18 protein-coding genes are annotated in these 19,997 nt (G+C 76.7%); 9 read left to right on the top strand and 9 right to left on the bottom strand.

Going from position 1 to position 19,997, the window contains the following annotated elements; all coding sequences use genetic code 11:
• Window positions 1–103: 103 nt before the first annotated feature.
• Window positions 104–2,272, top strand: coding sequence for an HNH endonuclease signature motif containing protein (locus EV188_RS05960; RefSeq protein WP_133825231.1), 2,169 nt, complete (start codon window positions 104–106; stop codon window positions 2,270–2,272).
• Between the two features lie 59 nt (window positions 2,273–2,331).
• On the opposite strand, the gene EV188_RS05955 is transcribed toward EV188_RS05960, so the two are convergent.
• Both EV188_RS05955 and EV188_RS05950 read right to left on the bottom strand, forming a co-directional pair.
• Window positions 2,332–2,925 carry an Asp23/Gls24 family envelope stress response protein gene (locus tag EV188_RS05955; protein ID WP_133825230.1) on the bottom strand — a complete coding sequence of 198 codons (594 nt, stop codon included), beginning with the start codon at window positions 2,923–2,925 and terminating at the stop codon, window positions 2,332–2,334.
• Window positions 2,922–3,482 (bottom strand): RNA polymerase sigma factor, encoded by a 561-nt coding sequence (locus tag EV188_RS05950; RefSeq protein ID WP_243741496.1) that lies wholly within the window; start codon window positions 3,480–3,482, stop codon window positions 2,922–2,924. The genes EV188_RS05955 and EV188_RS05950 overlap by 4 nt, the downstream gene beginning before the upstream one ends.
• 70 nt (window positions 3,483–3,552) lie before the next feature.
• Here EV188_RS05950 and EV188_RS05945 point away from each other — a divergent pair, with 70 nt between their 5' ends.
• Complete coding sequence (locus EV188_RS05945; protein ID WP_243741495.1) at window positions 3,553–4,251, top strand: SDR family NAD(P)-dependent oxidoreductase; 699 nt, start codon at window positions 3,553–3,555, stop codon at window positions 4,249–4,251.
• A gap of 6 nt (window positions 4,252–4,257) precedes the next feature.
• Here the strand turns inward: EV188_RS05945 and EV188_RS05940 are convergent, their stop codons facing one another.
• Genes EV188_RS05940 through EV188_RS05920 form a run of 5 tightly spaced genes read right to left on the bottom strand, consistent with a single transcriptional unit; the run spans window position 4,258 to window position 9,776 of the window.
• Window positions 4,258–5,763 carry an FGGY-family carbohydrate kinase gene (locus EV188_RS05940; protein WP_133825228.1) on the bottom strand — a complete coding sequence of 502 codons (1,506 nt, stop codon included), beginning with the start codon at window positions 5,761–5,763 and terminating at the stop codon, window positions 4,258–4,260.
• Window positions 5,760–6,830 carry an NAD(P)-dependent oxidoreductase gene (locus EV188_RS05935; protein WP_133825227.1) on the bottom strand — a complete coding sequence of 357 codons (1,071 nt, stop codon included), beginning with the start codon at window positions 6,828–6,830 and terminating at the stop codon, window positions 5,760–5,762. Before EV188_RS05935 ends, EV188_RS05940 begins: the two co-directional genes overlap by 4 nt.
• Window positions 6,830–7,300, bottom strand: a complete 471-nt coding sequence (locus tag EV188_RS05930) for a ribose-5-phosphate isomerase (RefSeq protein ID WP_133825434.1) — start codon at window positions 7,298–7,300, stop codon at window positions 6,830–6,832. Before EV188_RS05930 ends, EV188_RS05935 begins: the two co-directional genes overlap by 1 nt.
• Before the next feature lie 5 nt (window positions 7,301–7,305).
• Window positions 7,306–9,087 (bottom strand): dihydroxyacetone kinase family protein, encoded by a 1,782-nt coding sequence (locus EV188_RS05925; protein ID WP_133825226.1) that lies wholly within the window; start codon window positions 9,085–9,087, stop codon window positions 7,306–7,308.
• Window positions 9,084–9,776, bottom strand: coding sequence for an HAD family hydrolase (locus EV188_RS05920; RefSeq protein ID WP_133825433.1), 693 nt, complete (start codon window positions 9,774–9,776; stop codon window positions 9,084–9,086). The genes EV188_RS05925 and EV188_RS05920 overlap by 4 nt, the downstream gene beginning before the upstream one ends.
• Window positions 9,777–9,924: 148 nt before the next feature.
• On the opposite strand from EV188_RS05920, the gene EV188_RS05915 reads away from it, so the two are divergent.
• The 7 genes from EV188_RS05915 to EV188_RS05885 all read left to right on the top strand — a co-directional run bounded on the left by EV188_RS05915 (window position 9,925) and on the right by EV188_RS05885 (window position 16,805).
• Complete coding sequence (locus EV188_RS05915; RefSeq protein WP_243741494.1) at window positions 9,925–10,725, top strand: DeoR/GlpR family DNA-binding transcription regulator; 801 nt, start codon at window positions 9,925–9,927, stop codon at window positions 10,723–10,725.
• Between the two features lie 71 nt (window positions 10,726–10,796).
• Window positions 10,797–12,140: an RbtT/DalT/CsbX family MFS transporter gene (locus EV188_RS05910; RefSeq protein ID WP_243741493.1), complete on the top strand. Its 1,344-nt coding sequence runs from the start codon at window positions 10,797–10,799 to the stop codon at window positions 12,138–12,140.
• Window positions 12,141–12,145: 5 nt separating this feature from the next.
• The gene (locus tag EV188_RS05905; RefSeq protein ID WP_133825223.1) at window positions 12,146–13,642 is read left to right on the top strand and encodes an FGGY-family carbohydrate kinase; all 1,497 of its coding nucleotides are present in this window, start codon (window positions 12,146–12,148) and stop codon (window positions 13,640–13,642) included.
• Complete coding sequence (locus EV188_RS05900) at window positions 13,639–14,244, top strand: histidine phosphatase family protein (RefSeq protein ID WP_133825222.1); 606 nt, start codon at window positions 13,639–13,641, stop codon at window positions 14,242–14,244. The genes EV188_RS05905 and EV188_RS05900 overlap by 4 nt, the downstream gene beginning before the upstream one ends.
• A 25-nt stretch (window positions 14,245–14,269) precedes the next feature.
• A complete protein-coding gene (locus EV188_RS05895; protein ID WP_133825221.1) occupies window positions 14,270–15,442 on the top strand; it encodes a glycosyltransferase in 1,173 nt (390 codons plus the stop codon).
• Window positions 15,439–16,140, top strand: a complete 702-nt coding sequence (locus EV188_RS05890) for a 2-keto-4-pentenoate hydratase (protein WP_133825220.1) — start codon at window positions 15,439–15,441, stop codon at window positions 16,138–16,140. Before EV188_RS05895 ends, EV188_RS05890 begins: the two co-directional genes overlap by 4 nt.
• Entirely contained in the window at window positions 16,137–16,805 is a 669-nt protein-coding gene (locus EV188_RS05885) for a DUF427 domain-containing protein (RefSeq protein WP_133825219.1), read from the top strand. Before EV188_RS05890 ends, EV188_RS05885 begins: the two co-directional genes overlap by 4 nt.
• A gap of 42 nt (window positions 16,806–16,847) precedes the next feature.
• On the opposite strand, the gene EV188_RS05880 is transcribed toward EV188_RS05885, so the two are convergent.
• Both EV188_RS05880 and EV188_RS05875 read right to left on the bottom strand, forming a co-directional pair.
• The gene (locus EV188_RS05880; protein ID WP_133825218.1) at window positions 16,848–17,594 is read right to left on the bottom strand and encodes an HAD family hydrolase; all 747 of its coding nucleotides are present in this window, start codon (window positions 17,592–17,594) and stop codon (window positions 16,848–16,850) included.
• Window positions 17,591–19,942, bottom strand: coding sequence for a phosphoribosyltransferase domain-containing protein (locus EV188_RS05875; RefSeq protein WP_133825217.1), 2,352 nt, complete (start codon window positions 19,940–19,942; stop codon window positions 17,591–17,593). Before EV188_RS05875 ends, EV188_RS05880 begins: the two co-directional genes overlap by 4 nt.
• Between the last annotated feature and the right edge of the window lie 55 nt (window positions 19,943–19,997).

The following is a 19,997-nucleotide window of genomic DNA, read 5'->3' as shown; positions in this document are numbered from 1 at the left end:
TCGCCACCAGCTCGATTCCGCGACACGCCGGACCGGAAGCGGGCGTTGACCTGCGGTTCTTGATCGTCTGGGACTGTCGGGGGTCGGAGCTAGCGTCTGTTTCGTGAGCATCGACGACCGCGCGGCCGGCACCCCGGTGCCGTACGGCGTGCTCGACGCGCTCGAGCTCTCGGGGCTGGCGGACCTGGCCGGGGCGGAGGTCATCGATCACGCGCGGGCGTGCTTCCGGGCCCGCAACCAGGCCACCGCCCGGTTCCTGACCGCGCTGCACGAGGCCGGCCGCGCGGTGGACGGGCACAAAGGTCGCCGGGCGCTGCTCGATGAGTTCTCCGGCGACGAGGCCGCCGCGGCGCTGGGCTGGTCGCGGGCGATGGCCTCCCGCTGGCTGGATCTGGCCGAGGACCTGCTGCGCCGCCTGCCCGAGGTGCACGCCGCGATGCGCGGCGGCGAGCTCGACGACACCAAGGCCCGGGTGATCTCCGACTGGACCCGCGACCTGGCCGACGACCACGCCCACCACGTGTGCGCGGTGGTCCTGCCCGAAGCACCTGGGCTGACCGTCTCAGCGCTGATCGAGCGGATTCAGCAGGTCGCGACCGCGCTCGACCCGCCGTGGGCCGAGCGCCGAGAGCGCACCGCCGAGAAACAGGCGCGGGTGCTGTCCTCGCGCAACCCCTCGGGCACGGCGAACGTGTGCGGCTACGACCTGCCGATGGAGCGCACCGCGGTCGGGATGGCGCGCCTGGAGGCGCTCGCGGCGGCGCTGCGCCGCCGCGGGGTGCCGGTGAAGATCGGCACGCTGCGGGCGCACGTGTACATGGCGTTGTTCGACGGCACCGCGGTCGGGCTCGACGACGACGCCCTGCTCGACCTGCTCGCCACCGAACTCGGACCAGACGACACCGACGACGGCTCGGAGGACGACGGCCCCGACGACGGACCCAACGACGGACCCGACGACGGACCCGACGACGGACCCGACGACGGACCCGACGACGGACCCGACGACGGACCCGACGACGGACCCGACGACGGACCCGACGACGATGGACCCAACGACGACGGACCCAACGACGACGGACCCGAGGACGGCGGCCCGAGCGACGGCCCGAACGATGACGAGCCCGGCGATGACGGGTCCCGCGAGGACGAAGCCTGCGACGACTCCGGTCCCGGTGTCGTGCCGCATCCCGAGGAGCCCGACGGCGGCGACGACCCCGGCGATCGCGACACGGGGACCGAGATCGCGCCTCGTTCCGGGGTGCGGGACGGGACAGTGGAGGTCCGGTTGCGGCTGAGCACCGCGCTCGGGCTCGACGACCTCCCCGCTCAGCTACCGGGCTGGGGGACCGTCATCGCCCGCACCGCGCGCAATCTGCTCGAGCGCTACCGCCACGGCGAATGGCGCGTCGTGCTCACCGACCCCGACGGCCGCCTCGAACACCTCCTGCTCGCCCGCCGCCGACCCGCCGGCCACATCGACCGCGCCGAGCCGCCGTCCGGGATCGGGCGACCACCCGGCCCCCGCCGCCACCAGCGGCGGGGGCGGGCAGGACCAGCCATCGTCGAACTCCAGGTCCCGACGACGCTGCTCGCCGCCCTCCACCCGAACGACCACCCCGGATGGGCGTCGCTGCTGCGCGAACTCCAGGCCCGCCTACCCGGACTCGCCGCGCGCACCAGGAACGGGCCGCCGCGCGGCCCCGACGACCACATCCACCCCGCCGACGCCCGGCACCGCCGGCCCAGCGCCGAGATCGACCGCTGGGTCCGCGCCCGCGACGGCACCTGCATCGCCCCCGCCTGCGGACGCCCCGCCCACAGCACCGACCTCGACCACACCCTCGACCACGCCCACGGCGGGCCGTCGCTGAGCCGCAACCTCGGCGCCCTGTGCCGCCACCACCACCGCGCCAAACACGACGCCGGCTGGCGGATCGAGCAACCCGAACCCGGCCGCTTCCACATCACCACCCGCGCCGGCGCCCGCTACGACACCCGACCCCGCCGCATCCTCGAACCCCTCCCGGAACCCCGACCCACTGCCACGCCACGCCCGCTCCCCGCCCACGAACAGCACCACGACGACCCCGAGACGGACACCGACCACGCCGAGCACGACGACCTCGTGACCGCGCTCCGGCCCCGCCGCCCGCGTACACGCCGACCCGACCGCACCGCCACCCGCACCGACGCCCAACGCGTCAGCCTCCGACGCCGCCGCGACGACTCACCGAGCCCCACGCCCGACCCCGATCCGGCGCCCTTCTGAACGCCGTCCCGCGTCCCCGAGCCGCAGCCCCGCCACTCGCGCGCGCGACCGACGAGCGGCTACATCAGCACGTCGTCGACGTGCACGAGCACCGCCACCGGTTCCAGTCCCGTCGACGCGCGGATGCCGTCGGCGACGACCGCGCGGATGCGGTCGCCGAGCGCGACGAGGTTCTCCCCGAGGTCAGCAGCGAGCGTGATCGACACGACCGTCGACGACCCCGCGACCCCCGCCGTCACCTCGGGCCCGCCCATCAGGCTCGTCTCCGGCCCGCCGCCGGCGGCGACGAGCCTGCTCAGCGCGACCCGCACGCCCGGGACCTGCGACGCGAGGTGCCGGGCCAGCGACTCGACCGCGTGCGCGCTGATCCTCGTGCGCCCGCGGACGTCGGAGATCGTGCCGAACTCCGGGTCGGCGGCCACCCCGCGGATCCGGCGCAGCGCCTCGTCCAGGATGCCCTCGGGCGCGCGCGGGCGGTGGTCGGCGACCGCCCGGACCGGCGCCCACAGCCGGTCGAACTCGGCGAGCGCGGCCTGGCAGTAGGGGCAGTCGCGCTGGTGGTCGTCCCGGGGCTCGGCCGCACCGTCCGCGACCTGCGCGACGAGCGCGTCGGTGTCGCGCCCGCAGGGCAGCCGGGCGTCGGTGGAGGTCATGTCCAGTCCTTCATCTCGGACATCAGGGTGGCGCGGGCCCGGGCGAGCCGCCCCCGCACGGTGGCCTCGCTGGTCTTGGTGACCACCGCCGCCTCGCGGTACGACAGACCCTCGAGCTGCACGAGCACCAGGGACACCCGCTGATCCTCGGGCAGCCCGCTGATCGCGCGCAGGCCCGCCTGCAGCTCCTCCCCCGCGAGCACCCGGCTCTCCGGCCCCGCGACCGGCGGGTGGTCGGCGTCGGCGAGCTCGGCGTGGGGGCGCTGGCCGCGGCGGTGGTTCAGGCAGCGGTTGACGACGATCCGGTACAGCCAGGTCGTGAACGCCGACGTGCCCGCGAAGCCCGACATCGCCGTCCAGAGCTGGATGACGACCTCCTGGGCGACGTCGTCCGCGTCGGCGGGGCTGCCGAGCATGCGCAGCGCGATCCGGTAGATCCGGTCGCGGTGCCGGCGCACCAGTTCCTCGTAGGCGCCGCTGTCGCCGGCGCGGGCCATGCCCACCAGCCAGCGATCGGCCTCGTCGTCGAGGCCGGGCTCCCGCCCGGGCGCGCTCACGCGGGTGAGCTTCCCACGGTCGGCCACGGGCAACCGATCTTCATGGCCCCTGTGGGGGACGATGCTCCCCGTGGACGCACCCCAGGGCCCCGGCCTCGCCGTCGTCACCGGCGCGAACCGGGGCCTGGGCCTCGGCGTCCTCCGCCGCCTCGCGGAGCGCGGGCACCCCGTCGTGCTCGGCGCCCGCGACGTCGAGAAGGGCAGGGAAGCCGCCGAGGGCCTCGGCAACGTCCACGTCCACGAGCTCGACGTCACCCGCCAGGACTCGGTCGACGGCCTCGCCGCCTGGGTCCGCGAGCACCACGGCGGCCTGGAGATCCTCGTCAACAACGCCGCGGTCCACTACGACACCTTCCAGACCGCCATCGGCGCCGACCTGGCGATCGCCGAGGAGGCCCTCGCGGTGAACACCCTCGGCGCCTGGCGCACGACGGTGGCCTGCCAAGACCTGCTCCGACGCGGCGCTCGCGTCGTCAACGTCTCCAGCGGCTCGGGGTCGTTCGGCGAGACCGACGGCGCGGGCGGCACTCCGGCCTACGCCGTGAGCAAGGCGGCGCTCGACATGCTCACCGTCAAGCTCGCCGCCGACCTGCGCCGCCGCGGGGTGCTCGTCAACGCCGTCTGCCCCGGCTGGGTCGCCACCGACATGGGCGGCCCGGGCGGGCGCCCGCTCGACGAGGGCGTCGACAGCATCCTGTGGGCCGTCGACCTCCCGCCCGACGGCCCGACCGGCACGTTCACGCGCGACGGCCGCCCGATCCCGTGGTGAGAAACGCTAGGCCGACGCCAGCACGGCGTCGTCCCGCCGGAAGCCCTGCGCCTGGCGCGCCCAGAAGTCCCGGGCGGTGTCGACGTGGGCGCGGTAGCGCAGGTAGCCGTCGGCGTAGGCCACGCGCGCCTGGGGGCACGGCTCGATCGTCCGCGACGGCGCCGCCCAGGTGCCGGGGTCGAGGTCGTCGCCGAGCGCGCGGGCGGCGGTGACGGCGGCGCCGCGCGTCCCGAGGCCCGGGTCGTCGGGCACGGTCAGCGGCCGGTCCAGCACGTCGGCGAAGATCTGCGCCCACGGCCCCGAGCGCGCGCCGCCGCCGCAGGCCACCAGCCGGCCCTCGACGCCGGCCGACGACGCGGCCCGCTCGAAGCAGTGCCGCGCGGTGTAGGCGATGCCCTCGCAGACGGCGCGCACCACGTCGCCCCGGCCCGTCGAGAGCGTGATGCCCTCGATCTGGCCGCGGGCCCGGGTGTCGACGAACGGCGCCCGCTCCCCCGACGCCGCCAGGAACGGCAGCGCCGACACCCCGCCCGCACCGGGCACCGTCCCGTCCAGCAGCTCGCCGAGCGCGTCGATGCCGACGCCCATGAACTCGAGCAGCCAGTCGAGCCCGGCGGTGCCGACCATCGCCGGCATCGCCCGCAGCCACCGGCCGGGCTCGGGGGTGCACAACCACATCCCGGCGGCCTCGGGCCGCGCGTCGGGCTCGACGGTGTCGGTGAAGACCTCGCAGGCCAGGGTGGTGCCGACGATCAGCAGCCCGTCGCCCGGGGCCGAGAGCCCGGCACCCACGGCGCAGGCGGGCAGGTCGAAGGGGCCGCCGGTCACGGGCGTGCCCTCCGGCAGCCCGGTGATCTCCGCGCCGCGGCGGTCGAGCGCGAGCACGGTGCCCGGCGGGGCGGGCTCGGCGAGCAGGTGCCGGCGGTCGGTCAGCCCGCAGGCCGCGATCGCGGCGTCGTCGTACCGGCGCGCGGCGACGTCGAGGAACGGCAGCGAGGCGTCGGACGCGTCGACGGTGACGACGCCGGTGAGGCGCTGGACCAGCGCGTCGACGCAGTAGCCGGCCACGGCCGCGCGCTCGAGCGACTCCGGCTCGTCACGGCCCAGCGCGACGAGCAGCGGCGCGTGGCAGCCGGGGAACAGCCCGACCCCGGTGCGCCGGTAGACCTCGTCGACGGTGCCGTCGTCCTGCCAGCCGCGCACGATGTCGGCCCCGCGGTCGTCGAGCCACGAGATCGGCGGGCGTACGGCGAACCCGTCGGCGTCGCGCAGCCAGAGCCCGTCGCCCTGCCCCGTCAGCGCGAGCGCGCGGACCGGGCGGTCGGCCTCGGCGACGACGCGGCGCACGACGTCGGCGACCGACGCGACCACGTCCTCGAGGTCCTGCTCGACGCGCCCGTCCGGGTACTGCTCGAGCCGCGACGCGCGCTCGGCGCTCGCGAGCTTGCGGCCGTCCTCGTCGTAGGCATCGGCCTTGGTCATCGACGTCCCGACGTCCACTCCGACGATCATGAGACGACCTCCTCGGTGGCGCGGCGCGCGGCCGCGTTGGCGGGGTGGGCCAGCGGCTCCCCGCGCAGGTGGCGACCGGCCTCGCCGGCCGCGATCGCGGCGGCGCGGTGGGCGGTCTGGCGGGTGGCGCCCGCGAGGTGCGGGGTGGCCACGACGTTCGGCAGGCCGCGCAGCGGCCAGTCCTCCGGCGGCGGCTCGACGTCGTAAACGTCGACGGCCAGCGCTCCGAGCCGGCCCGAGCGCAGGGCCTCGGGCAGCGGCGCGTGGTCGAGCAGGCCGCCGCGCGCGGTGTTGACCAGCACGGCCCCGTGCGGCAGGAGCCCGAGCTCGCGCTCGCCGATCAGCCCGCGTGTCTCCTCGCTCAGCCGCGCGTGCAGGCTGACGACGCTGCTCGCGCGCAGCAGCTCGTCGAGCGCGACGAGCCGGACGCCGTCGGCCGCCGCGGTGGCGGCGTCGGTGTAGGGGTCGGCGACGAGCACCTCGGCGCCGAAGGCCCGCAGCACCCGGGCCACGATCCGTCCGATGGCGCCGTAGCCGACGAGCCCGGCGACGGTCCCGGCGAGCTCCAGCCCGGCGCGGTCGTAGGCGTAGAGGTCGCCGCGCCAGCGGCCGTCGCGCAGCTCGGCGTCGGCGTACGGGACGTGGCGGGCGGCCGCGAGGATCATGGCGACCGCGTACTCGGCGGCCGCGGCGGCGTTGCGCCCCGGCGCCTGGGCCACGGCCACGCCCGCGCGGTCGGCCGCGTCGAGGTCGACGTTGACCGGCCCGCCGCGGCACACCGCGACCATCTCGAGCTCGGGGCAGGCGTCGAAGACCCGGGCGGTGAACGGCGCCATCTGGGTCAGGCAGACCCGGACGCCCGCGAGGGCCTCGACGAGCTCCTCCTCGGTGCCCGAGGCCTCGTCGACGACGGAGTCGCCGGAGCCGACGGGCCCGAACGGCTCGGAGGGCCAGCCGCTGGTCAGGTGGACGGTCTCGAGGTCGCCGGGCAGGCCCGGCTCCGCGCGCAGCGCGGTCTCGAACAGGTCGGGGGCGACGAAGTGGTCGCCGGCGGCGAGGACGCGCATCAGCCGACACCCCCCGGAGCGGCCTGCTCGAACTCCGTGATGTGGGCGACCTTCTCGGCACTCGCCGACGACGGGTCGAACGAGTAGCCCAGCCACTCCCCCACGATCTTCTTGGCCAGCTCCGGCCCGATGACCCGGCCGCCGAGGCAGAGCACCTGGCAGTCGTTGGAGCGCACCGAGCGCTCGGCGGAGTAGCTGTCGTGGGCGACCGTCGCGCGGATCCCCTCGACCTTGTTCGCCGAGATCGCCATCCCGATCCCGGTGCCGCAGACGAGCACGGCACGGTCGGCCTCGCCGTCGGCGACGGCCTGCGCGGCGGCGAGCCCGAGCAAGGGGTAGGCGCGGTCGTCGGACTCGTCGGGCACGCCGAAGTCGGTGACGTCGCTGACGCGCTCGTCGGCGCGCAGCTGGTCGGCGAGCGTGTTCTTCAGCGCGACGCCGGCGTTGTCGGCGGCGACGGCGATGCGCATCCCGGTCATCGGGTGCCTCCCCGGAGTTCGGAACCACAGCGTTCGGTGATCACGGCCGCGGCCGCGTCGAGCATCAGGGCCAGCGAGGTCGCCCCGGGGTCGGGACTGCCGCGCCCGCGGTCGCCGAGACGGGCGGCGCGCCCCACCGACGGGGTGAGGTCGGCGGTGGCCCGGGCGGCCTCGTCCGCGGCGTCGGCGGCCTCGCGCCAGGCGGCGGGGACCTCCGCCGACCGGTCCGCGGCGGCGCGCAGGGCGCCGACGGCGGCGTCGAGCGCGTCGACCATGGTCTTGTCGCCGGGGCGGGCCCCGCCGAGCTCGGTCACCGCGTCCTGGGCCGACCCGAACGCGGCGGCGAGCGCGGCGGTGTCGATCGCGTCGGCGGGGTGCAGACGGCGCCCGGTCTCGGTGAGCAGCAGGCCGAACAGCGCCCCCGAGGCACCCCCGGCGGCGTCGGCCAGCGCCGTCCCCGCGGCGAGCAGGGCGGTGCCGACGTCGGCCGGGGAGTCGGTGCCGCCCCCCCTGGTGCGGGCGGCCGCCACCGCGGCGCGCATCCCGCGCACGATGCCCTGGCCGTGGTCGCCGTCGGCCGCGACGGCGTCGAGCCGGCCGAGCTCGTCCTCGGCGTCGGTGACCGCCCCGAGCGCCGCGGTGAGCGCGGCGGCGGCGACGCCACCGGCGGCCGGGTCGGTGTCGGCGAGGTCCGGGGCCACCGAGGGGCTGCGGCGCTCGGCCTCGGGGACGGTGTCGGGGGCGCGTCCCGCGAGAGTCCCGCCGGCGGAGAGCTGGAACGCCGGCGTCTCGCAGGGGGCGTCGTAGAGCTCGGCGAGGGTGTCGTCGAGCGGCACGAGGGTCAGCGAGAGCCCGGCCATGTCCATCGAGGTCACGAGCTCGCCGACCTCGGGCCGGTGCGGCGTCAGGCCCGCGTCGAGCAGGCGGGCGTGCACGCGGGAGTAGGTGACGAACAGGTCCTCGTAGGCGGTCGAGCCGAGCCCGTTGAGGATCACCGCGACCCGCCCGTCGCCGCCGGCGGGCAGCTCGGGCAGCAGCTGGTCGACCAGCACGTCGGCGAGCTCGTGGGCGTCCATCGCCTCGGCGCTGCGCATCCCCGGCTCCCCGTGGATGCCCAGGCCCAGCTCCACGGCCCCCTGGTCGACGGTGAAGAGGGGCTCGGTCTGGCCCGGGAGCGTGCAGCCGTCGAACGCGACGCCGAACGTGCGGGTCCGCGCGTTGGCGTGCTCGGCGAGCTCGGCCACGGTCGCGAGGTCCTCGCCGCGGGCGGCGGCCGCGCCGGCGACCTTGAAGACGACGAAGTCACCGGCGACCCCGCGCCGGTCGGCCACCGTCGTCGCGCTCGCGACGTCGTCGGTGACGATGACGGTGCGCGAGTCGATGCCCTCGGCGGCGAGCCGGCTCGCGGCGAGCCCGAAGTGCATGACGTCGCCGGCGTAGTTGCCGTAGCTGAACAGCACCCCGGCGCCGCCGTCGACGGCCGCGGCCGTCCGGTAGACCTGCTCGGCGCTCGGGCTCGTGAAGACGTCGCCGACCACGGCGGCGTCGGCGAACCCGGGACCGACGAGGCCGGCGAACGCCGGGTAGTGGCCGCACCCGCCGCCGATGACGACCGCGACCTTGCCGGCGGTCGGGGCGTGGCGGGCGATCACGCCGTGGGCGTCGGGCGCGCGCCGGACCGTGCGCCCGTAGGCGGCGACGAGGCCGTCCACCCAGCGCGTCTTGAACGTCGCGGGATCGGTGAGGGTGGTGGGGCGTGGGGACGGGATGGTGGTCATCGGGTGGCTCCCGGGGCCGTGGCGGAGTGCGTGTCGAGCAGGCCGAGCACGGCCTCCCGCGCACCCGCGACGCCGTCGACGACCGTGGTGGCCAGCGCGAGGGCGTCGCTCTTCGGCGGATAGGTGGGGTTGGGCACGGCGACGACGGTCAGCCCCGCGGCGTGCGCGGCGCGCAGGCCGTTGCTCGAGTCCTCGACGCCGACGCAGTGGCCCGGGTCGACGCCGAGGCGCGCCGCGGCCTCCACGTAGACGTCGGGGCTCGGCTTGCCGCGCGCGACCTCGGCGCTCGACACCGTCGCGGTGAACGAGGCGGTGAGGTCGTTCCGGGCGAGGACGGCGTCGACGAGCCGTCGCGGCGCCGAGGTCGCGAGCCCGACCGGCACCTTCTCGGCGGCGTCGCGGACCATGGCGACCGCGCCCGGGTAGGGCTCCATCCGCCCGGACTCGAGCGCGGCGACCATGTCGTCGACGACGGCGCGCTCGCAGGCCTCGGCGCTCTCCCCGCTCCCGGACCGCTCGGCGAGGTAGGCCGACCACTCCGGCGCGCTCATGCCCTGTACGTGCGCGGTGTCCTCGGGGGTCCAGCGCACCGCGAAGCGCTCGGCGTAGCGGACCCACATCTCCTCCCAGAGGTGCTCGCTCTCCAGCAGCACGCCGTCCAGGTCGAAGACGACCGCCCGCAGCTCGATGTCCATCGGGTGCTCCTCCCATCGACCATGCGAAGTTAACATTCGAGATGTGACCAGTGAAGGGCCTCACAGCAGATCGTCATCTCGACGACGCCGCCGATCGGGCGCGTCGCCGCCGGCGGGCCCCCGGGATCGGGATGCTGGGGGCGTGAGTGAGCAGGAGAAAGGCGTCGCCGGCGGGCGGTCGCGGAGCACGCGCCAGGACCGGATCGTCGAGCACGTGCTCGCCCGGGGGTCGGCGAGCTCCGCGGAGCTGGTGGAGCTCACCGGCGTCAGCCTCATGACCGTGCACCGGGACGTCGACGAGCTCGCCCGGCGCGGCCTCGTGCGCAAGTACCGGGGCGGGGTCTCGGCCCAGCCGACGTCGGTGTTCGAGTCGCACTCGGACTACCGCCGCTCGGCCCGGCTCCGCGAGAAGGCCGCGATCGCCCGGGCCGCCCTCGAGCACGTCGAGCCCGGTTCGTCGATCATGCTCGACGACTCGACCAGCGCGCTCGCCGTGGCCCAGCTGCTGGACGAGGTCGGGCCGCTGACCGTCGTCACCAACTACCTGCCGACGATCGACGTGCTCAAGACGATGCCCGAGGTCCGGCTCATCGCCCTCGGCGGCGACTACTCGCGCACCCACGACTCGTTCAACGGGATCGCCTGCACCGAGTCCATCGCGGCGATGGCCGTCGACCTCGCGGTGGTCTCCACGTCGTCGATGACGGGCTCGATGACCTACCACCAGGAGCAGGAGGTCGTGGTGGTGAAGCGGGCGATGCTCGACGCCGCGGCCCGCTCGGTGCTGCTCATGGACTCGAGCAAGAGCCCCCGGCGCGCCCTGCACCAGCTGCGCCCCACCGACGCCTTCGACGCCGTGGTCGTCGACGACCGGATCAGCCCGGCCGTGCTCTCGGAGATGCGGGAGCACACGGCGGTGACGGTCGCGGAGCTCGACGGCTGACGTTCTGTCGCTTGTGAACTTAACATCGTCTCTGTTACATGTGGTCGGCCACACACTCGTGGGAGGACCACATGGACGTGACGAGCGGGGACCGGCCGACGGGCGTCGAGCGCTGGGGCATCCCCCATCCGCTGCGCTGGGGCTTCGTCGGCGTGCTGATCTTCATGATCGGCGACGGCGTCGAGGTCAGCTACCTCACCGACTATCTCCAGCAACCCGACGGCGGCGGGCTCTCGGGAGCCCAGGCGTCCTTCTACACGGTCACGCTCTACGGGGTCGCCGTGCTGATCGCGTCCTGGTTCTCGGGGACGCTCTCGGCGATCTGGGGACCGCGGCGGGTCATGTGGCTCGGCGCCGCGATCTGGATCGTCTTCGAGATCCTCTTCCTGGCGGTCGCCCTGCCCTCGCAGAGCCTCGGGCTGATCGCGACGATCTACGCGATCCGCGGCCTCGCCTACCCGCTGTTCGCGTTCGCGTTCCTCGTGTGGATCCAGACCCTCGCCGCGCCCCGGATGCGCGGCTCCGCCGCCGGCTGGTTCTGGTTCGCCTTCACCGGCGGCCTGCCCACGCTCGGCGCCGCCGTCGCGGCGATCGCCGTCGGCCCGCTCGGGATCAGCCTCTACGGCACGCTCGTGCTCTCGCTGGTGCTCGTGACGATCGGCTCGGTGATCGGCTGCTTCGCGGTGACCCACCCGTCGGGCCTCGAGCCCATCGCCGACGAGACCGTCGCGAACCCCCGCAGCCCGCGGCGCCTGCTCGAGGGCGTCGACATCCTCTGGCGTGACAAGCGCACGATCTCCGGCTTCTTCGTGCGCCTGGTCAACACCGCGCCCCAGTACGGCTTCTTCGCGATGTTCCCGTTCACGTTCGGGCCCGCGGCACCGGGCGGCGGCTTCCTCACCACCGAGCAGGTCGCGATCGTCCAGACCGTCGCCTACGCCGCGAACATCGGCGCCAACCTGTTCTTCGGCGTCTTCGGCGACTACTTCGGCTGGCGGCGCACCGTCTCGGTGTTCGGCTGCCTGGGCTGCGCCGTCGCCACGCCGCTCTGGTACTTCGGCAGCGTCGCGGCGGGGAACCTGCTGGTCACCGCCGTGCTCGGCGCCGTCTACGGCATCGTGCTCGCGGGCTTCGTGCCGCTCTCGGCGCTCATGCCCTCGATGGTCGCGGCGAAGGACAAGGGCGCCGCGCTGGCGATCCTCAACACCGGCGCCGGCGGGGCCGCCCTGCTCGGCCCGCTGACCGTCACCGCGCTGTTCCCGCTCTTCGGGGGCGGCGGGGTCGCGATCGCCTACTGCGTCATGTACCTGCTCGTCGCCGGCCTCGCGCTGACGATCCGCTCGGACATCGACCCCGGCGAGGTCCGGCGTGCGGCCGGGGCCCCTCGACCGGCGGGCGCCACGCGGGCAGCGTGACGGGGGTGCGTCACCGTCTCTGGATCGGCGTCGACCTCGGCACCTCGGGCGTCCGCGGTCTCGCGGCCGACGACACCGGCACCGTCCGGGCGTCGGCCGCCCGGCCGTTGACGAGTACCCGGCGCGGGGGCCGCCACGAGCAGGACCCGCGGACCTGGGTCGAGGCGGCCGTCACGGTCCTCGGCGAGATCGCGGGTCACGTCGACCCCACCGCCGTCGCCGGGATCGCCGTCGACGCCACGTCGGGGACGGTCGTCCTCGCCGACGGCCCCGGACCGGAGGCGGCGTTCCTCGGCCCCGGGGTGATGTACGACGACGACCGAGGCGGGGCGTACGCGGAGCGCGCCCAGGAGGCCGGGGCGGCGACGTGGGACCGGCTCGGGCACCGCATCGGCACGACGTGGGCGCTGCCGACCGTGCTGGCGATGCTCGCCGACCACCCCACCGGCCACGTCCGCCACCAGGTCGACGTCGTCACCGGCGCCCTGGTCGGCGCGGCCGTCGCCACGGACGCCGCGAACGCGCTGAAGACCGGGTACGACGCCGTCGAGGGCCGCTGGCCCGGCGAGGTCCTCGTCGGGCTCGGGCTCGACCCCGACCGGCTGCCCCCGGTCGTCGCCCCGGGCACCCCGCTCGGGGGGCTCGGCCCGCGGGCGGCCGTGGAGAGCGGGCTGTGCCCCGGGACCCCGGTGGTGGCGGGCACGACCGACGGGTGCGCGGCGCAGTTCGGCGCCGGCGCGGTGGCGCCCGGGGCGTGGAACGCGGTGCTCGGGACGACGCTGGTGCTCAAGGGCGTCGCCGCCGAGCTCCTGCGCGACCCGTCGGGCGCGGTCTACTGCCACCGCGGCCCGCAGGCGGGGTGGTGGCTGCCGGGCGGGGCGTCGAGCACCGGGGCCAGGGTGCTCGGCTCGCTCCTGGACCCGGGCCGGTTCGACGCGCTGACCGCGTCGCTGCAGGAGGACCCGCCGGGCGAGCTCCCGGTCGTCTACCCGCTGGCCGGGCGCGGTGAGCGCTTCCCGTTCACCGTGCCCGACGCGGAGGGGTTCTGGCTCGACGGTGACGCCCCGCGCCCGCTGGCCGAGCTCGTGCCGGCGTGCGGCGAGCGGGAGGCCTTCGCCGCGCTCGCCGAGGGCGTCGCGTTCGTCGAGCGCCTGTGCTTCGAGCACGTCGCGGCCCTCGGCGCCGACGTCTCGGGCCCGCGCACGATCACCGGCGGCGCCACCCGCAACCCGTGGTGGAACCAGCGCCGCGCCGACGTCCTCGGCGTCGCGCTGCGCCGCCCCCGCCACGACGACCCCGCCCTCGGCGCCGCCCTGCTCGCGCGCGCCGGCGTGGAGGCGGCCGGCGGGGAACCCGACCTCGTGGCCGCGGCCGCCGCGATGGTGCACACCGCCGAGGAGATCGCGCCGCGCCCGGACAGCGTGGATCCGGACACCGCGCTCGAGCGCCGGTACGCCCGGTTCCGGGCCGCGCTGGTCGATCGGGGATGGTGGGCGCCGTGACCGACCTGGTCCTGGCGCGCCACGGCGAGACGCGCTGGCACGCCGAGAACCGCTACGCCGGACGCTCCGACGTCGAGCTCGCCCCGGGCGGGCACCGGCAGGCCGCGGCGCTCGCGCGCTGGGCCGCCGGCGCCGGGCTCGACGCGGTGATCAGCTCGCCGCTGCAGCGCGCCGTCCACACCGCGACGCCCGCCGCCGAGGCCGCCGGGCTGCCCCTGCGCACCGACCCCCGGCTCGTCGAGGTCGACTTCGGCGCGGGCGACGGGCACACCCGCGAGGAGATGACGGCGCTGTTCCCGGAGGCGCTCGACGCGTTCCTCGCCAAGCCGGCGAGCTCGCCCCTGCCCGGCGGCGAGACGGGTCCCGACGCCGTTGAGCGCGTGCTGCCGGTGATCACCGAGGCGCTCGCGGCGCACCCCGACGGCCGGGTCCTGGTCGTCGCCCACCAGACCCTGCTCCGGCTGCTGCTCTGCCACCTGCTCGGCATCCCGCTCGACCACTACCGCGCGGTCCTCCCGCGTCTCGAGGGCGCCGCGCGCACGGTGGTCCGGCCGGCGGCGCACGGGCCGGCGGCGCTCGTCGCGCTCAACGTGCCCTGCTGACCGGGCGCGCCTAGCGTCGGTGATCGTGGCCGCACCCCGGATCCTCGCCACCGTCACCGGATCGCCCTCGCACGCCCGGGCCGTCCTGCCGTTCGCCCGCGCGTGCGCCGCGGCGGGGCACGAGGTGGTGGTCGCGTGCCCCGAGGAGCTCAGCGGCGTGTTCACCGCCGCCGGTCTCGAGGTCGCCACGGTCATGCCGCCGATGAGCGCGGCCGTCGCGACGCTGCGCCCGGCGCTGGCCGGGCTCACGGGCCCGCCGGACATGGACACGGTCATGCCGCTGCTGTTCGCCGGCCCCCACGTCAGCGACGCCGTGCGGGCGCTGCGGCCGGTCGCCGGGCGCTTCGCGCCCGACCTCGTCCTGCGCGACGGCACCGAGCTCGCCGGGCTGCTCCTCGCCGAGGAGCGCGGGATCCCGCACGTCGCGGCCCCGTCCGGCGGTGGCCAGCGGATGGGCCCCGACCTCGTCGACGACGCCCTGCGCGCCCGCAGCGCCGAGCTGGGCCTCGCCGTCACCGGCAAGGACCTGCACCGTCACGGCCGCCTCGACTGCCTGCCGCCGAATTGGTCGTTCGCGGCCGAGGGGGTCGCGCCGGCGTGGTCCTACCGCCAGGACGACGAGGTGGCGCGCGGCGACGTGCTGCCCGCCTGGATCGGGGAGCTGCCGGCGGGGCGCCCGCTGGTGCTCGCGGCGATCGGGACGGCGCTGCCGATGATGGCGGGCCGCGACGGTGACGGGCCCCCGGTCGACCCGTCCGGGGCGCTGCGCGCGCTCGTCGACGGGCTCGCCGATCTGGACTGCGAGGCGGTCGTCGCGACCGGCGGGCTCCCCGTGGCCGACGGTCCGCCGCCCGCGGACCACGTGCACGTCCTGGACTGGGTGCCGCAGCCGCTGCTCCTGTCGTGCGCGGACCTGCTGGTCACCCACGGCGGCTACAACAGCATCCGCGAGGCCGTCCGCACCGGCACCCCGATGGTCGTGCTGCCCCAGTTCGGCGACCAGGAGGCCAACGCCGACCGCGTCGGCGCGCTCGGCCTGGGACGCCGGATGGGGCCCGCCGACGTCACCGCGACCTGCTCCGCGGTGCTCGCCGACCCCGGCGTGCGCGCCGAGGTGCGCCGCGCCCAGCGCGCGATGCTGGCGCTGCCGCCCGTCGCGGCCGCGGCGGACGACCTGGCCGCCCTGGTGGGCCCGTGACGTCGGCGGACGCCTGGGCGGCGTGGATCGACGGGGCGCACGGTGCGGGGCAGGTGCTGGACGCACCTGCGGATCTCCAGGACCCCTACGCCGTCCAGCGCGCCCTCACGGCTCGTCGGGAGGCCCGCGGCGCGCGGCGGATCGGGTGGAAGCTCGGCTACACGTCGGCGGTGATGCGCGCGCAGATGGGCGTCGACTCCCCCAACCTCGGCCCGCTGCTCGACACGATGGTCGTCGCGCCGGGTGCCGCGGTGCCGGCGTCGCTCGTCCAGCCCCGCGTGGAGCCCGAGATCGGGATCGTGGTCGACGCCGACGGGCGGCCCGCCGGGGCGCGGGCGGTGCTCGAGGTCGTCGACTCGGTGTGGCGCGACTACCGCTTCACGCTCGCCACCAACACCGCCGACGGGTCCTCGGCCGCCGGGGTCCTCGTCGGCGACCCGCTCGACGGGGACCTCGCCGCGCTGACCGTCGAGCTGTTCCGTGACGGCGTCCTCGAGGCGACCGGCACCGGCGACGCCGCCATGGGCCACCCGCACCGCGCCCTCGACTGGCTGCGCGACGAGCTCGCCGCCCACGGCGCGGCGCTCCGCGCGGGCGACCTGGTGATCACCGGCGGGCTCACCCGGGCGACCGAGCTGCCGCCCGGCAGCGTCGTCGAGGCCCGCTTCCCCACGACGAGCATCGAGGTGCGCCGATGACCTTCCCCGGCCCCGCCGTCCCCGTCGGCCACGTCGAGCCCTGCCCGCGCCGGGTGCGCGCCCGGCTCGGCGGACGGATCGTCGTCGACACCACCGGCGCGCGCTACCTGTGGGAGCACCCCTGGTACCCGCGCTGGCTGATCCCGGCGGACGACGTCGACCCCGACGCCCTCGCCGCCGACCCCGGCCACCGCCGGCACGACGACGGGTCGCTCGCCCTGACCTGGACCGCGTTCGACGCCTGGTTCGAGGAGGACGAGGAGGTCCGCGTCCACCCGCGCAGCCCCTACGTCCGCGTCGACGCGCTGCGCTCGCGGCGCCGGGTGCGGGTGGAGCTCGACGGGGTCGTGCTCGCGGAGTCCGACGCCCCGGTCCTGCTCTTCGAGACCGGCCTGCCCACGCGCGCGTACCTCGACCCGACGGCCGTCGACGCCTCGCTGCTCGAGCCGTCGGCGACCGTGACGGCGTGCCCGTACAAGGGCGTGACCAGCCGGTACTGGTCGGTGCGCACCCCGGCGGGCCGGTACGACGACCTCGCCTGGTCCTACGACCACCCCGCGGCCGCCGTCGCGCGCATCGCCGGGCTCGTCGCGTTCTACGACGAGCGCGTGGACGTCGTCGTCGACGGGGTGCGGCAGGAGCGCCCGCGGACGCACATGGCCTGAGGCCACGTGAGTGGAATGGGTCGTCCTGGCCACCCATTCCCCTCACGTGGGCCGCAGGCCCCTCACCAGCCACGCGGCGATCTCCTCCCCGGCGGCGAGGCCACGGCCGCTGGTGACCGCCACGTGGTCCGCGCGCCAGCCCGACGCGTACAGGCGCCCGTCGACCGGCTGGATCCCGGCGTCCGCGGCGGCGAGCAGGTCGGCGTCGAGCGGCGAGTCGCCGGCGGCCAGGAGGTGCGTCGTCCCGGTGCGGCGCCGGACCTCGGCGACCGCGGCGCTCTTCGTCAGCGCCGCCGGCAGGACGTGGACCTTGTCCCGATACGCGTCCACCCGCCAGCCCCGCTCCGCGCACCACGCCGCCAGCCCCTCCTCGGCCTCCCGCGCCAGGAAGAAGCACCCGTCGACCTCGCGGGCCGCGCCGAGACGCCGGGCGACCTCGGCTTGGGAGGCCGCCGACGCCAGCCTCCGGGAGACCTCGCTCGACCAGGCGGGATCGCGCACCCCGTCCACCAGCAGCACCCCGCCGTTCGCGCACACCGCGAACCGGGGCGCGACGCCGAGCCGGCGGGGCAGGTCGAGGCGCTCGTACTCGGCGACCGAGCGGGTCGTCGCCGGGACCCAGACCGCGCGGTGGTCGAGCGCCGCCAGGTCGGCGGCGGTGCGGCGGGTCAGCATCGCGGTGGGGACGTCGCCGCGCCGCTCGAGGCACAGGGTCCCCTCGGGCACCGGCCCGGCGGCCCGTGCCGAGTGCACCAGGGTCCGGTCGAGATCGGCGGCCACAAGGATCATCGCGTCCGGAGCACCCCGACGCAGCGGTACGGCGAGGCGATCCCGCCCGCGGACGCCGGGAGCGGCCGGATCGCCACGCCCCGCTCGGCGCAGAGCCGGCGCACCGGGTCGAGGTCCGGCCCGGCATTGGGCGCGAGGAGCACCGCCTCGGGGTCGCGGCGCAGGAGCACCCGCAGCGTCTCGCCGACCCCGCCCCGCAGCCGCCGGGGATCCGCCTCCCCGTCGCCCCGGAGGGCCGCCAGGTAGCGGGCGCCGCGATGGTCGGGCGGGGTGGCCGGCGGGGCCGGCGCACACGGAGCGAACCGGGAGCTGACCACGTCGAGGAACGCCGCCGTCCGGTCGCCCGCCGCGTTCTCCGCGTAGAACTTGGCGCCGTCGTAGGCCCCCGGGCCGAGGAGATCGGCGCGGGCGACGGTGCGCGACACGAGCCCGGAGACCGTGGCGTTGAGGCAGGCCTGCGGCACGAGGAGGTCGTCGCGGGTGCCGTAGAGCGCGCTGCGGTGCGCGGGGTCGGCGAGCACGGCGACGGTCGGGTCGACGACGGCGCCGGTCTCCGCGGCGTAGCGGGCGAGGTCGGCGCGGACCTCGTCGGCGATCCCGCCCGCGCCCGTCCACCCGTCCAGCAGGACCAGGGAGGCGGGGTCGTGGGCGGCGACGAGGGCGTCCAGCGCGGCGCGGTCCAGCCCCCGGCCGCGGACCACGCTCATCGCGTAGTGCGGCAGCGCGACCCCCCGGACGCGCGCCGCCCACCGTCGGACCAGCACCCCCACCGGTGTCCCCGCCCGCGCGAGCGACACCAGCACGGCGCCCCGGCCACGACGGGCGAGCACCCGGTCGGCGAGCACACCCACCGCCGCCGCCACCGGCGCGGCGGAGCGGTCGAGCGCCCGCGCCACCACCCGCGCGTACGCCGGGCTCGGCGCCGGCTCGACGGGCAGCGTCGCCGCGTAGGAGGTCCCGGCCGCGATCGCGTCCTCCCGCGCGGCGGTCGGGGTCTCGAGCGCGTGGCCCGCGAGGTCGCTGAGCAGCCAGCCCACCTCGTCGCGGGCGAAGGTGCCGAACCCCGGGCCCCGGCGCGTGGCCACGACGGGGCCGGCTGCGGGCCGCGGCGGACGGCACGGCACCACGGCCTCCACGACGCGCCCGGCGACGGCGGCGAGGCGCGGGAGCAGACCGTCGGGACCGCGCAGCGCCGGGGTCCGCGCGGCGGCGTCGACGACCACGACGACCGTGTCGTAGCGGCCCGCCCCGACCCCGTAGACGAAGCGCTCCGGCGCGTGCCCGAGCGCGTGGTCGTGCGCCGCGTACGCGAGCGCGGACCGGACGGGGTAGCCCGGGACGTCGCGCGCCACCAGCGGCGAGCGGCTCGTCGCCCCGATCTCGACGTCGTGCCCGCGCCCGGCGAGGGCCTCGGCGAGGCGGACCGGCAGGTAGTGCAGCTCCTCGCAGCCCAGCACGAGCACCCGGCCGGGCCGCGGACCGAGCGCGCCGGCCAGCACCTCGGCCGCGCCCGGGACCGCCGTCCCGAGCGCGGCCCGCCCGGCGCGGTCGAGCCCGTGCCGCGCGCCCTCGGCGGCGCCCCCGAGGGACAGGGAGACCGCGGTGACCGGAGGGCCGGGCGACGGCCGCGCGGTCGTGTCCGGCTCGGCGGCAAGGATCCGCGCGGCGCGCTCGAGGACGTCGGCGGGAGCGGTCAGGGCGGCCCGGGCGACGGCGACGACGTCCACCCGGACCCCGAGCTCGCGGGCGAGGCGCGGGATCGCGTCGTCGTCGGGACCCCGCAGGTCGGCCAGCGTCGCGACGACGTAGCGGCACCGCGGCAGGCGGCGGTGCAGCCGGCGCACGGTGGCCGCGACGGTCCGGCCGGTGGAGAGCTCGTCGTCGACGAGGACGAGGGGGCGGTCGGGGGTCCAGCCGCCCGGGTCGTCGGGGACGAGGACGTGGCGCGGGGCGTGGCTGTGCGCCTCGTCGAAGGCCGCGAGGACCGCGGCGCCGGCGACGACCCGGCGGGTGGTGTGGACGACGTGCTCGGCGTCGAGGGCGTCGGCGACGAGGTGCGCGAGCGCCGTGGCGTTCTCGGCGAACCCGACGACGACGGGCGCCGCGCCGTGCTCCGGCAGCCCGCGGCGCACGCGGTCGGCGAGCGCCTCGGCCGCCGACCGGACCCGCGCCGGCGCGACCGGGAGGTGCTTGCCCAGGAGGCGGGCGACCGGGAGGTGCGCGCGCCGCGGGTTGCGGCGCAGCGCCAGCCCGACGACGTCGCGCGCCGGCACGGCCTCCTCGTCGGGGCCGAGCGCGAGACCGAGGGCGTCGTGGACGACCTCGCCGGGCCAGCTCGCGTCACCCACGGGTGTCCTTGATGCCAGACGCGCGAACGGAGCACCACCGTCCGCGGCGAGAGCG

The organism is Actinomycetospora succinea (assembly GCF_004363095.1).
GTDB classification, from domain to species: domain Bacteria; phylum Actinomycetota; class Actinomycetes; order Mycobacteriales; family Pseudonocardiaceae; genus Actinomycetospora; species Actinomycetospora succinea.
Note: the sequence above shows the minus strand (reverse complement) of the source record. Positions and strands in the feature narration are given on the sequence as shown.